We start from the raw sequence: 12,947 nt of genomic DNA, 5'->3' as shown, positions 1-12,947 counted from the left end.
AGCGCCGAATACCCTTCGGGTCTGGCAGAAGTTGTCCGCTTCGACCAGCTCAGCAGGTCGTCCGCCAGAGTCTAGACCGCTTGTGTTACGCCGTCGCGCGGAGGCCGTCCACCCGTTCGAAGCCCGCGAGCGGCCACGGCGGCGACGAAGCGAGCGCGAACTGTGGGCTGCCTGTGAGTCTCCTGATTCTCATCCCTCGTTCAGCGAAGCCACAGGGACCGCCCAGAACCGGACCCGATGGTCGTCACAACCACCGCTCGGAGACCTGGAGTACGTGCCATGACGACCCTCGCCCCACCGCCCGCGCCGACCGCCCAGGACGGCGGACACCGGGCCGCGCCGCCCACCCCGGGCAACCGGCTGCGCAGGCTGTTCACCGGTGCCCCAGAGGACCCCCGCTGGGCCCGCCCCACCCTCTGGGCGATCCTGGTGCTGGCCACGGCGCTGTACGCCTGGAACCTGTCGTCCATCACCGGCAACACCTTCTACGACGCGGCCGTCTGGTCCGGCACCAAGAGCTGGAAGGCGTTCTTCTTCGGCGCCCTGGACTCGGGCAGCTTCATCACGGTCGACAAGCCGCCGTTCGCCCTGTGGGTGATGGGCCTGTCGGCCCGGGTCCTCGGGTACGGCACCTGGCAGTTGATGCTGCCGATGGTCGCGGTCGGCACCGGTTCGGTGGCCCTGCTGTACCGCATGGTCAAGCGGGACTTCGGGGCCGTGGCGGGCACGATCGCCGCACTGGCGCTGACCCTCACGCCCATCACCGTCGCCATCACCCGGGACACCAACCCCGACCCGGTCCTGGTCTTCCTGATGCTGCTCGGCGCGGCCGCGCTGATGAAGGCCGTGCGCACCGGACGGCTGATGCCGCTGGTGTGGTCCGGCGTCGCGATCGGCTTCGCGTTCAACACGAAGATGATGCAGGCGTACGTCGTCCTGCCGGCCTTCTTCCTGGTCTACCTGTGGGCGGCCAGGGGCTTGCTCGGCCGCCGTATCCGCAACCTCGCCGTCGGCACCGTCGCGCTGGTCGTCTCCAGCGCCTGGTGGATGGTGGTCGTCGACCTCGTCCCCGCGTCCTCCCGGCCGTACATCGGCGGTTCGACCGACAACACCGTGTGGGACCTCGTCATCGGCTACAACGGCTTCGGCCGGATCTTCGGGGCGAGTTCCTCGGTGGGCTCGCAGGGCAACGGCGCGAGCTTCGGCGGTGAGGCGGGCCTGTACCGGCTGTTCAACAGCATCATGGGCGGCCAGATCTCCTGGCTGATCCCCTTCGCCCTGATCGCCCTGATCGCCGGTCTGGTGCTGCGCGGCCGGGCTCCCCGCACGGACGCCAAGCGGGCGGCACTGCTGCTGTGGGGCGGCTGGTTCGTCCTCCACTACCTGACCTTCGCCCTCGCCGAGGGCACCTTCCACCCGTACTACGTCACCGCCATGGCACCCGGTATCGCGGCCCTGGCCGGTATCGGCGGCGTGATGCTCTACCGGGCCTTCCGGGAGGGTTCGGCGGCGAAGTGGGCCTGGGTGCTGCCGGCCGCGATCGCGGTCAGCACGGTGTGGGCGGTCGTCCTGCTCCAGCGCGTCTCCGGCTCCGGGACGATCTACACGGTCGCCGAGGTCGTGACCGGGGTCGCGGGGGCGGTCGCGGTGACCGGGCTGCTGCTCGGCCGGTTCACCAAGCGGCACCGGCTCATGGGCGTCGCGGCACTGGCCGCGGTCGTCGCCCTGCTCGCCGGTCCCGCCGCGTACTCGGTGTCTGCGGCCACCTCCAGCACCAACGGCACCAACCCGACGGCCGGTCCGAACACGGGCGGCATGGGCGGGGGCATGGGCGGCGGAGGCCAGCGCCCGAGCGGCAGCGCGAACTCCGGCAGTCAGTCGATCGGACAGCCCCCGTCGGGCAGCGCCCCGTCCGGCAGCGGGTCCTCGACCGGAACCTCGACGAGGGGGTCCGCCGCCGCGTCCGAGTCGAAGACCGCGGGTGGCGGCATGGGCGGCGACACCCAGGTCTCCTCCGCGATGATCTCTTACCTGAAGAAGAACCAGGACGGCGCCACCTGGCTGGTCGCCGTCGCCACCGACCAGACCGCCTCCTCGCTCATCCTGGAGTCCGGTGAGCCGGTGATCTCCATGGGCGGCTGGTCCGGCTCCGACAACGCCATGACCCTCGCCAAGCTCAAGAGCCTGGTGAAGTCCGGCAAGCTGCACTACATCGTCGTCAGCGACTCCGGCCAGGGCTCCTCGAACTCCGAGATCTCCACCTGGGTCAAGAAGAACGGCACGGCGGTCTCCGCCTACAGCGGCCTGTACCGCCTGGACGCCTCCGACATCGGCTGACGGGCGCGCGCGGCGCGGGTGCACGGAGGGCGGGCCGCCGGTGAACACACCGGCGGCCCGCCCTCGTCGCAGATCTCCTCAGGCCGCTGCCGGAAATCCCGGCGTACGCAGCACTTGTCGCCCGGCGTCCACCGCGAAGACCTCGCAGCCGGGCAGGGCGGCGGCCCAGTCGACGCCCTCGGGGCCCATGGCGAAGGCCGCCGTGGCCACCGAGTCGGCCTCCGTCAGCGTCGCCGCCACGACGGTCAGGCTGAGCAGGCCCGTCGCCGGGCGGCCGGTGCGGGCGTCGAGGATGTGGTCGCCGCGTTCGTAGCGGGCGGAGGTGGCGACCGCCCCGGCGGTGAGCTCCAGGACCGTGCACAGCTTGTCGGCGTGTTCGGGGTGCCGTACGCCCACGCGCCAGGGGCCGCCGGCGGCGACCACGTCACCGCCGGCGTTCAGGACGAACCGTGTCGCACCGGAAGCCGTCAGCAGGTCCGCCGCCCGCTGCACCGCCCAGCCCTTGACGACCGCGCAGGGGTCGAGACGGCGACCGGGCAGCCGTACGTCGAAGGCGCCGCCGGTGGCCTTGCGGTAGTGCTCGCACAGGTCGAGGATCTCGCGCAGGTCGGCACTGAGGTCCTCCGAGGACAGCTCGCCTCGGTCGTACCGCGACACCTCGCTGTCGTCCTTGAACGGGCTGAACCGGGCGTCCGCCTCGCGCAGCCACGCGAAGGCCGCGTCCGCCGCCGACTCGGGGACGTCCTCGTCGTCGACCCGCAGCGAGACGGGGAAGCCCATGACGTGTTCGACGCGGTGCATCGCGGAGATCAGCCCTTCGCGTCGATCGCGGCCTGGAGGGACTCCTTGTAGCCGTCACTGGTGATGGTCGCACCGGAGACGGTGTCGATGTCCGCGCTCTGCGCCTGAAGCGTCTCCGCGACCAGCTTCGGCACGGCCGCGGTGGTCTGCGGATGGTTCGGCTGCTGGAGCATCTGGACGGCGCTGATCTTGTCGCCCTCGAAGGTCACCTGGACCTGGACGGTGCCCTTCTCCGTGTCGACCGCGGTGCCGTCCACGGTCTTGGACGACTGCTCTGTCGCGGAGGCGGACGGGGAGGACGCAGCGGCCTCGGACGCCGTCTTGGCGTTGTCGTCGATCGCGGCCTGGAGGGACGTCTTGTAGGCCTCGCTGGTGATCGTCGCGCCGGAGACGGTGTCGATGTCCGCGCTCTGCGCCTGAAGCGTCTCCGCGACCAGCTTCGGCACGGCCGCGGTGGTCTGCGGGTGGTCCGGCTGCTGGAGCGTCTTCACGGTGGTGATCTTCGTGCCGGTGAAGGTCACCTGGAGCTGGACGGGGCCCTTCTCCGTGTCGATGGTCGTGGTGGTGACCACGTTCGTACCGGACGTCCCGGAGGAGGACGACGAGGGGGCCGGGGTGGTGGTCGGGACGGTGGAGGTGGCGGCCGACGGCTGGTAGAGCCACACGGGGACCAGGCCCGCGATGCTCAGGACGACGACAGGTATGGCTCGTTTCACGGTGTCTTCCTCATCCCGCCAGGCTGAAGCGCTCGAAATGGGTCTGCGCCTTGGGCACGTTCAGCTCCCGCAGGCTGCCCAGCACGGCGTTCATCATCGGGGGCGGTCCGCACAGGAAGACGTCCCGGTCGGCGATGTCGGGCACGAGCCGTGCCAGCTCGCCCGCCGCCAGCTTGTCGGGCACCGGCGGGCCGGTGACCAGGTGGAGTTCGGCGCCCTTGGTGATCGCCAGGTCGCGCAGCTCGTCGTAGAGGACGGCGTCCCGGTCGGAGCCGACGCGGTAGATGACGACGGCGTGGCCGTGCAGTTCCTCCAGGAGGGCCCGGATGGGGGTGACGCCGACACCGCCGGCGATCAGGACGGACTCGGGGCGGGTGCGGTGCAGGGCGGTGAAGGCGCCGTAGGGGCCCTCGGCGAAGACACGGGTGCCGACCTTGAGGTGGCGCAGGGCGGCGCTGCCCTCGCCGGCGGCCTTGGCGGTCAGGCGCAGTGTCCTGCCGTCGGGGGCGGCGGACAGCGAGAAGGGGTTGGCCTGCCACCAGCGGTCGGCGGTCAGGAAGCGCCACAGGAAGAACTGGCCTGCGCGGGCGGGCAGTTGGTCGAGGTCCTTGCCGCTGATGTAGACGGAGACGACGTTGTCGCTCTCGGGGACGACTGCGGTGACCCGGAACTGGTGGCGCCAGTTCCGCCACAGCGGGAGCACCGCGCGGCCCAGGACGACCGAGCCGAGGGCGACGCCCCAGACGCCGTACCAGTAGGCCGTGGCGACGGACGAGGACGTGAAGGTCGTACCGACGGAGACCTGGTGGGTGAAGGCCAGGACCACGGCGACGTACGTGTACAGGTGGATGAAGTGCCAGGTCTCGTAGGCGAGGCGGCGCCGGGCGTAGCGGGCGGAGACCGCGCCGATCACGAGGATCAGGAAGAACGCGACGACCGCGCGCAGCACGCCCTCGGTGGTTTCCGCCAGGTCGACGATCTCGCCGATCGGGCCCACGTCGGTGCCGTCGGCGTAGCCGAAGCTGATGAAGACGACGTGCGCGAGGAGCGTCCACAGGAGGGCGAAGCCGGTCCAGCGGTGCCAGGAGGTGAGCCGGTCCATGCCGATGCGGCGGTCGAGCCAGGGCAGACGGGCCACGAGGACCAGCTGGAAGGCCATCACGAGGGCGGCGTACAGGCCGGTGAGGCGGCCGAGCACGATGAGCGCGTTGGAGGCGAAGCCCGCCTGGGTGAAGAACCAGGCGACCACCGCCGCGTTGGCGGCCAGCACGGCGTAGAGCCCGGTGCGGGCCACCACCCTGGGGCGTTTTATCGCCGTGGGGGGCGCAGGGGGCGATTGGACGGTCGTCACGGACTAGCTCCTTGATGGGGGCCTGGGTAACCGAGCTTCTCCGGCGGGAGCTGTCGATTCACTGTCGTACAACTTTCAAGAGCTTATCGATGTGCTCCCGGGGGCCACCCCGCTCTGGTTTTCCGCTCGCCGTGAAGCACTATGAGCAGGTGGAAAAAGTACGACTCCTCGTCGTGGACGACGACCCGCCGATCGCCGATCTCGTGGCGACGGTCGCCCGCTACGAGGGCTGGGAGGCGGTCACCGCGAACTCCGGCGAGGAGGCACTGAGCCGCGCCGCGGAGTTCCGTCCCGACATCGTCGTGCTCGACCTCATGCTGCCCGACATCGACGGGTTCGGCGTCCTGGACCGGCTGCGGCGCTCGGGGACGATGGTGCCCGTGGTGTTCCTCACCGCGCGGGACGCGGTCGCCGACCGGGTGGCCGGGCTGACCAGGGGCGGAGACGACTACCTGGTCAAGCCGTTCGCCGTGGAGGAGCTCATGGCCAGGCTGCGGACGGTGCTGCGGCGCAGCACCGGACCCGGCTTCCAGCGCTCGGTGCTCCAGGTCGCCGACCTCACGATGGACGAGGACACCCGCGAGGTGCGCCGCGGCGACAAACTGCTCACGCTCACCCCGACCGAGTACGAGGTGCTCAGGTACCTGATGCGCAAGTCGCCGACCGTGCTGACCAAGGCGCAGATCCTCGACCATGTGTGGGAGTACGGCTTCGGCGGGCGCTCCAACGTCGTCGAGCTGGTCGTCAGCAGGCTGCGCCGCAAGCTCGACGACACGGGCGAGCCGCTGATCCAGACCGTGCGGGGCTTCGGGTACGTGATCCGGCAGGCGGCCGAGTGAGGTCCCTTCTCGGCCGGCTGCGCTCCACCTACCGGCGGATGCGGCTGGGCACCCGCCTCGCGCTGGGGCTCGGGGCGCTGGCCCTGGTGGTGTTCGGCGTCGTCGGCACGGCCCTGACGACGTACATGCGGGACTATCTGTCGGCGCAGCTCAACGACCAGCTGTCGCTCGCGCAGACCGCCCAGTCGAAGAGCATCGCGGACTCCGGCACGCTGGCCGGCAAGAAGTACTGGGCCTGGTACTACGCGGTGTACGACGTCAAGAACGGCGTCCCCGAGCTGCGCAAGCCCGAGGATCCCACCGACCTGCCGACGGACGTCGACGAGTTCACCAGCGTGGCGAAGGCGCAGACGGTCGCGCACACCGAGGTGCTGGCCACCGAGCACCTCCGGGGCCAGGGCGACTACCGGCTGCGGGCCTGCGAGGTCGAGCCCGGGGTGATCCTGGTGAGCGCGGCTCCCATGGACGACATCGACGCGACCGTACGGCGGCTCATCACGGTCCAGGTCGTCGGCTTCGGGCTGGCCCTGCTGGTGCTGGTGGTGATCGGCCGCAAGCTGCTGCGGCGCGGGCTGAAGCCGCTGAGCGACATGGCGCACACCGCGCACGGCATCGCCCTGCACGACCTCACCGAGACGGCGTCCCGGCTGCCGCTGCGCGCGGACAAACGGGGCGGCGGTCCGGAGGTCGAGGAACTGCGGACCGCGTTCAACACCATGCTGGAGCACATCGACGACTCCCTCGCGGTCCGCGCGGAGGCCGAGCAGCGGCTGCGCCGGTTCGTCGCGGACGCCTCGCACGAACTGCGCACGCCCTTGATGTCCGTGCGGGGCTACGCGGACCTCTTCCAGTACGCCGCCGCGAACGCCCCCGAGGAGCGCGACAGGCACCTGGCCCGGCTGCGTGCCGAGGCCGCCCGCATGGGCTTCCTCCTGGACGACCTGCTGCTGCTCGCCCGACTGGACGCGGCGGAGGTGGAGACCCCGCTCAGGCCCGTCGAGGTGGACCTGGTCGAGCTGGTGGAGCAGGCGGCCGACGCCTTGCGCGCGAGCCACCCGGACCATCCGCTGACGGTGACGCCGGGCCCCCAGGCCCTGAAGCTGCGGCTCGACCCGCAGCGCGTCCGGCAGGTCCTCGACAACCTCCTCACCAACGCGGCCGTGCACACCCCGCCGGGCACCGGGGTGTCGGTCGGCGTTCGGGTGCGGGACGGGCACGCGCGGGTACGGATCGCCGACGCGGGCCCCGGCATCCCGGCCGCCGACCAGGAGCGGGTCTTCGACCGCTTCTACCGCGTCGACAAGGCCCGCAGCCGGGACCGGGGCGGCAGCGGCCTCGGCCTCGCGGTGGCCGTCTCCCTGGTCCGGGCCCACGGCGGCTCGATCGAGCTGGACAGCGAGCCCGGCGCGACGGTGTTCACGGTGTCGCTCCCGCTGAGTCTTACGAAGCCGTGACGTGACGGCGCGGACCGGGCGTCCGGGCCGGTCCGCGCCCTAGCTTGGGCACATGCGCGTACTGGTCACCGGCAGCGCCGGTTTCATCGGGTCCCCGATCGTCGAGGCGCTCACGGCGCACGGTCACGAGGCCGTCGGGTACGACGTCCGCACCGACCCGGCGTGCGACGTCCGGGACCCCGACGCCGTCCGGCGCGCCCTGGCCGGCGTGGACGCGGTGTGCCACCAGGCGGCGATGGTCGGCCTGGGCGTGGACTTCGCCGACGCCCCGCGGTACGTCTCCCACAACGACGTCGGTACGGCGGTCCTGCTAGCCGCGATGGCGGAGGCGGGGGTACGGCGGCTCGTGCTCGCCGGGTCGATGGTGGTGTACGGCGAGGGCCGCTACACCTGCGCCCGGCACGGAACCGTACGGCCGGGCCCGCGAACCGTCGCCGACCTGGACGCGGGGCGCTTCGAGCCGCCGTGCCCGCAGTGCGGCGCGGACCTCTCCCCCGGTCTGGTCGGCGAGGACGCCCCGGTCGACCCGCGGAACGTGTACGCCACGACCAAGCTCACCCAGGAGCACCTGGCGGCGGCCTGGGCACGGGCCACGGGCGGTACGGCGGTGGCGCTGCGCTACCACAACGTGTACGGCCCGGGCATGCCCCGCGACACCCCGTACGCCGGTGTCGCCTCCTTCTTCCGCTCGGCACTCGCCCGCGGCGAGGCACCCCGCGTCTACGAGGACGGCGGCCAGCGGCGGGACTTCGTGCACGTACGGGACGTGGCCGCGGCCAATGTGGCGGCGCTGGAGGCGAGTTCACCCACGGGCGCGCTCACCTCGTACAACACCGGCAGCGGCGAGCCGCACACGGTCGGCGAGATGGCACGGGCGCTGGCGGACGCGTACGGCGGACCCGCCCCGGTGGTCACCGGGGAGTACCGCCTCGGGGACGTACGGCACATCACGGCGGACTCGGCGCGGCTGCGGGCGCAGCTGGGGTGGAAGGCGGAGGTCGGATTCGCCGAGGGAATGCGGGAGTTCGCGGGCGCGGGGATGAGGGACGCGTAGCCCGCGGTGGACCGGTGGTGCCGCCCGCGAAAGAAAGCGGCCGCGGGCGGCATCACCTTTGCAGAGCGCCTCCGGCCGCGCCGCCCTGGCTGCGGGAGCGGCCAAGGAGGCATCTCGCCCGGCGAGCAGCGCTCAGGAAACCGTCGCCGGGAGCAGTACCTCGAAGCGGCAGCCGCCGGGCACGTTGCGTACGGTGGCCCGGCCCTCGTGGGCCTCGACGATGCCCCGGACGATGGCGAGCCCGAGTCCCGCTCCGGCGGGCGGTGTCCGTGCGTGCGTGCCGCGCCAGCCGGTGTCGAAGACGCGGGGCAGGTCCTCCTCGGGGATGCCTCCGCAGCCGTCCGTGACGGACAGGACGACCTCCTCGGCGCGGTGCTCGGCGGCGATCGCGACCGTGCCGTCGGCCGGTGTGCGGCGGATCGCGTTGACGAGCAGGTTGCCCAGGACCCGGCTCATCTCCTTGCCGTCCACCTCGACCGGCACGGCCGCCACCCGGTCGCCGACCAGCCGTACGCCGTGCTCGCGTGCCAGCGGGTCGACGCCGGCGAGCGCGTCCGAGACGAGGTCGTACAGGGAGATCCGGCTCGGGCTGAGCGCCAGCGCCCCCGCGTGGATGCGGGAGAGCTCGAAGAGGTCGCCGACCATGTCGTTGAGGCGCTCGACCTCGGTGCGGATCTGCCGCAGATAGCGGGCGGGGTCGGCGGCGACGCCGTCCTCAAGGGCCTCGGACATCGCGCGCAGCCCGGCGAGGGGGGTGCGCAGGTCGTGGGAGATCCAGGCGACGAGTTCACGCCGGGACGACTCCAGGGCGCGTTCCCGCTCCCTGGACTCGGCGAGCTTGGCGCTGGTCGCCTCCAACTCGCGGCTCAGGTAGGTGAGTTCGGCGGTCGTGGCACCGCCGGGCGAGGTGAAGTCGCCGCCGTCGCCGAAGGAGCGGGCGGCGAGCGCGAGGGCCCGGCTGCGGGCGGCGACCCAGCGGCCCAGCAGCAGGGCGGTGACGAGGGAGACGACGGCGGCCATCAGGACGACCGTCCACACGACGCTCAGGTCGTGCCCCGACAGGAACATCGCCTGGGCGACCGCGAGGGTGCCCGCGAGCATCGCGGTGACCGCGACGGCGGCGACCACGGTGAGGTGCAGGGCGAGCGAACGGCGCCGGATCAGCAGCAGCACGAAGGCGCCGAGGAGGCCGGCCGCGACGGCGCCGAGGAAGGAGTAGAGGGCGATGAGGAGGGTGTCGCGCATGGTCAGGCCTCCGCTTCCGGGCCGTCGAAGCGGTAGCCGACGCCCCACACGGTCTGGATCAGCCGGGGCCTTGCCGGATCCTCCTCGACCTTCCCCCTGAGCCGCCGCACATGGACGGTGACGGTCGACAGGTCACCGAAGTCCCAGCCCCACACCTCGCGCATCAGGTCCTCACGGCCGAACACCCGGCCGGGGTGCCTCAGGAAGAAGGCGAGGAGGTCGAACTCCCGAATGGTCAGGGCGAGTTCGACACCACCCTTGAGGGCGCGGCGGGCCACCGGGTCCACCGAGAGGCCGGCGGCGGCCAGGAGGCCGGACGGCTGGGAGGGGCGGGTGCGGCGCAGCACGGACTCCACGCGCAGCACCAGTTCGCGCGGGCTGAACGGCTTGGTGACGTAGTCGTCGGCGCCGACCTCCAGGCCCAGGATCCGGTCGTCCTCGTCGCCGCGGGCGGTGAGCATGATGACCGGGACGGGACCGCTCCCCCGCATCCGGCGGCACACCTCCAGGCCGTCCATGCCGGGCAGCATCAGGTCGAGGACCACCAGGTCCGGCCGGTGCGCGGCGGCGCGGGCGAGCGCGTCGGGGCCGTCGGCGGCCCGGTCCACGGCGTATCCGGCCCGGTCGAGGTACCCGGAGACCACCTCGGCGACGGTGGGGTCGTCGTCGACGACGAGGACCCTGGGCCGGATCTGTGCGTACTGCTGCTGCTCCATGCCGCCAGCCTCGCACCGGGCGCGCGAATGTGCGTCCGACGGCCGCCGACGTCCTTGTTTCGTAAGGAGCCGGAGTCCGGTTTGCCGTTTTTGCGCTCGTAGGGTGAACGTCGTGACGACCCCTTCCGCAATCGAACCGACGGCGTCCGTGGACGTCGTGCTGCCCTGTCTCGACGAGGCCGAGGCGCTGCCTTGGGTGCTGGAACGCATCCCGCCCGGCTGGCGCGCGCTCGTCGTGGACAACGGCTCCACGGACGGCTCGGCCCGTATCGCACAGGCTCTGGGCGCGACCGTCGTCCGTGAGGAGCGGCGCGGCTTCGGCGCCGCCTGCCACGCCGGGCTGACCGCGGCCACCGCCGACATCGTGTGCTTCTGCGACTGCGACGCCTCGCTGGACCCGGCGGACCTGGTGCCGTTCGTCCGCGAGGTCCTGACCGGCGACGCGGATCTGGTGCTCGGCCGGCGCCGCCCGCAGGCCCGGGGCGCCTGGCCGCCGCACGCCCGGGCGGGCAACCTCGCCCTCGCCCGGCTGCTGCGCCGCCGTACCGGGCTGCGCCTGCACGACCTGGGTCCGCTGCGGGCCGCCCGCCGCGAGCCGCTGCTCGCCCTCGGCCTGACGGACCGGCGCAGCGGCTACCCCCTCCAGATGGTGGTGCGGGCGGCCGACGAGGGCTGGCGGATCGCCGAGCACGACGTCCCGTACCACCCGCGCACCGGCGCCTCCAAGGTGACGGGCACCTGGCGGGGCACCTGGCAGGCGGTCCGGGACATGAGCCGCGTCCTGAACGAAGAGGGGGTCCACGCATGACCACACTGCTCGTCATCGCCAAGGAACCGAGGCCGGGCCGGGTCAAGACCAGGCTGACACCGCCCTTCACCCCCGAGGAGGCGGCGGCGCTGGCCGAGGCGTCCCTCGCGGACACCCTCGACGTGGTGGCCCGCACTCCCGCCCGGCGCCGGGTGCTGGTCCTGGAGGGCACGCCCGGCCCCTGGCTGCCGCCCGGCTTCGAGGTGGTAAGGCAGTGCCGGGGCGGTCTCGACGAACGGCTGGCCGCGGCCTTCGCGGGCTGCGAAGGACCGGCCCTGCTGATCGGCATGGACACCCCGCAGGTCACCGAGGAACTGCTCACGGTGGACTTCGCCGACTGCGACGCGTACTTCGGTCCTGCCGAGGACGGCGGCTTCTGGGCGCTCGGCCTGGCGGCACCGGATCCGTCGCTGCTGCGCGGGGTGCCGATGTCGACGCCTCACACGGGCGCGGCCCAGCGGGCCCGGCTGACCGGGCTGCGGGTGCGGGAGTTGCCGCTCCTGCGGGACGTGGACACGGCGTACGACGCGGAGGTGGTCGCGAGGCAGGCGCCGGGAGGGCGGTTCGCGGCGGTGCTGGGGCGGATGGCCGGGGTGGGCCGGTGAGCGAGGTCCGGGAGACGGTGGTGCGGGTCGGCCGGCAGACCGGCGGAGCCACTCCTGGCAGGCTTTCCGGCTCCGGCTCAGGAACCGACACGGCGCACCGGCAACGGGACCCCCGTCCCACGGGTACGGACGCGGACGCCCCGTGGACCCGGCTCCTCGACACCGCTCCCCCCGCCGATGCCGCACACACCTCGCACGACGACGGCACCTGGTCCTCCGACCCCTACACCCACGCCCTCCGCACCGGCCGGGGCCCGCTGTTCCTGCGCCGCTCCGACGGCCGGCTGCTCCTGCTCGAACTGGAACGCTGGTGTGCGGAGGCGGACGCGGCGGATCTGGAGGTGCTGCGGCGCTGTGAGGGTGCCGTGCTGGACGTGGGCTGCGGGCCGGGCCGGCTGGTCGCGGCACTCGGCGCACAGGGCCGGACGGTGCTGGGCATCGACGTGAGCGAGGCTGCTGTCGCCCGTACCGTCGCGCTCGGCGGGCAGGCCCTGCGGCGGTCCGTCTTCGAGCCGCTGCCCGGCGACGGCCGCTGGGGCACCGCGCTCCTCGTCGACGGCAACGTCGGCATCGGCGGCGACCCGCGGGCCCTGCTCGACCGGACGGCGGAACTCCTCGCCCCGACCGGCCTGTTGATCGCCGAGACGGTCACCGGACCCGACCTCGACGAGCGGGTCCAGGTGCATGTCACCGACGCCCGGGGAGCCGTCGGCAGCCCGTTCCCGTGGGCCCGGCTCGGCACCCCGGCACTGCTGCGGCACGCGGACAGCGCGCACTGGACGTGCGTGGATCAGTGGACGGCGGGCGGCCGTTCCTTCGTCTCCCTGCGCCGCCGCGGGAGCGTCGCCCCGCCCCGCCGTACGACGAACACCACCGCCGAGCCGCCGAACAGCACGGCCGTCACCAGCAGCCAGCGGGCCAGGAAGCCGTCCGGGGACAGGCCGGTCGCCAAGGCGTAGCGGTCGGCGACCCGCCCGGCGATCATCGGGAACCACACGAGCAGGAGCAGCAGGGAGAGGGC

12 protein-coding genes are annotated in these 12,947 nt (G+C 72.6%); 7 read left to right on the top strand and 5 right to left on the bottom strand.

The genetic code is table 11. The features are described from left to right. The first annotated feature begins 279 nt into the window (after positions 1–279). Positions 280–2,337: a mannosyltransferase YkcB-related protein gene (locus tag ACZ48Z_RS24095; RefSeq protein ID WP_468737929.1), complete on the top strand. Its 2,058-nt coding sequence runs from the start codon at positions 280–282 to the stop codon at positions 2,335–2,337. Between the two features lie 78 nt (positions 2,338–2,415). Here ACZ48Z_RS24095 and ACZ48Z_RS24090 read toward each other — a convergent pair whose 3' ends face one another. The 3 genes from ACZ48Z_RS24090 to ACZ48Z_RS24080 are packed head-to-tail and all read right to left on the bottom strand — an operon-like array spanning position 2,416 to position 5,205. Next, complete coding sequence (locus ACZ48Z_RS24090) at positions 2,416–3,138, bottom strand: FAD:protein FMN transferase (RefSeq protein WP_468737928.1); 723 nt, start codon at positions 3,136–3,138, stop codon at positions 2,416–2,418. A gap of 8 nt (positions 3,139–3,146) precedes the next feature. After that, the gene (locus ACZ48Z_RS24085) at positions 3,147–3,854 is read right to left on the bottom strand and encodes an FMN-binding protein (protein ID WP_468737927.1); all 708 of its coding nucleotides are present in this window, start codon (positions 3,852–3,854) and stop codon (positions 3,147–3,149) included. Positions 3,855–3,864: 10 nt separating this feature from the next. Then, positions 3,865–5,205 carry a ferredoxin reductase family protein gene (locus ACZ48Z_RS24080; protein ID WP_468737926.1) on the bottom strand — a complete coding sequence of 447 codons (1,341 nt, stop codon included), beginning with the start codon at positions 5,203–5,205 and terminating at the stop codon, positions 3,865–3,867. Positions 5,206–5,354: 149 nt separating this feature from the next. Here ACZ48Z_RS24080 and ACZ48Z_RS24075 point away from each other — a divergent pair, with 149 nt between their 5' ends. Genes ACZ48Z_RS24075 through ACZ48Z_RS24065 form a run of 3 tightly spaced genes read left to right on the top strand, consistent with a single transcriptional unit; the run spans position 5,355 to position 8,552 of the window. Continuing rightward, the gene (locus ACZ48Z_RS24075; RefSeq protein ID WP_468737925.1) at positions 5,355–6,044 is read left to right on the top strand and encodes a response regulator transcription factor; all 690 of its coding nucleotides are present in this window, start codon (positions 5,355–5,357) and stop codon (positions 6,042–6,044) included. Between the two features lie 38 nt (positions 6,045–6,082). Further along, positions 6,083–7,498: a sensor histidine kinase gene (locus ACZ48Z_RS24070; protein WP_468738047.1), complete on the top strand. Its 1,416-nt coding sequence runs from the start codon at positions 6,083–6,085 to the stop codon at positions 7,496–7,498. Between the two features lie 52 nt (positions 7,499–7,550). After that, positions 7,551–8,552: an NAD-dependent epimerase/dehydratase family protein gene (locus tag ACZ48Z_RS24065; RefSeq protein WP_468737924.1), complete on the top strand. Its 1,002-nt coding sequence runs from the start codon at positions 7,551–7,553 to the stop codon at positions 8,550–8,552. A 132-nt stretch (positions 8,553–8,684) separates the two neighbouring features. On the opposite strand, the gene ACZ48Z_RS24060 is transcribed toward ACZ48Z_RS24065, so the two are convergent. Then, positions 8,685–9,797, bottom strand: a complete 1,113-nt coding sequence (locus tag ACZ48Z_RS24060; protein WP_468737923.1) for a sensor histidine kinase — start codon at positions 9,795–9,797, stop codon at positions 8,685–8,687. Between the two features lie 2 nt (positions 9,798–9,799). Continuing rightward, positions 9,800–10,513: a response regulator transcription factor gene (locus tag ACZ48Z_RS24055; RefSeq protein WP_468737922.1), complete on the bottom strand. Its 714-nt coding sequence runs from the start codon at positions 10,511–10,513 to the stop codon at positions 9,800–9,802. 103 nt (positions 10,514–10,616) lie between these two features. Here ACZ48Z_RS24055 and ACZ48Z_RS24050 point away from each other — a divergent pair, with 103 nt between their 5' ends. The 3 genes from ACZ48Z_RS24050 to ACZ48Z_RS24040 are packed head-to-tail and all read left to right on the top strand — an operon-like array spanning position 10,617 to position 12,885. Next, positions 10,617–11,321 carry a glycosyltransferase family 2 protein gene (locus ACZ48Z_RS24050; protein ID WP_468737921.1) on the top strand — a complete coding sequence of 235 codons (705 nt, stop codon included), beginning with the start codon at positions 10,617–10,619 and terminating at the stop codon, positions 11,319–11,321. Beyond that, the gene (locus tag ACZ48Z_RS24045; RefSeq protein ID WP_468737920.1) at positions 11,318–11,926 is read left to right on the top strand and encodes a TIGR04282 family arsenosugar biosynthesis glycosyltransferase; all 609 of its coding nucleotides are present in this window, start codon (positions 11,318–11,320) and stop codon (positions 11,924–11,926) included. The genes ACZ48Z_RS24050 and ACZ48Z_RS24045 overlap by 4 nt, the downstream gene beginning before the upstream one ends. Next, positions 11,923–12,885, top strand: coding sequence for a methyltransferase domain-containing protein (locus tag ACZ48Z_RS24040; RefSeq protein ID WP_468737919.1), 963 nt, complete (start codon positions 11,923–11,925; stop codon positions 12,883–12,885). The genes ACZ48Z_RS24045 and ACZ48Z_RS24040 overlap by 4 nt, the downstream gene beginning before the upstream one ends. Positions 12,886–12,947 lie beyond the last annotated feature (62 nt).

This window comes from Streptomyces sp. NPDC031225 (genome assembly GCF_055570355.1).
This window is presented reverse-complemented; position numbering and strand designations above follow the sequence as displayed.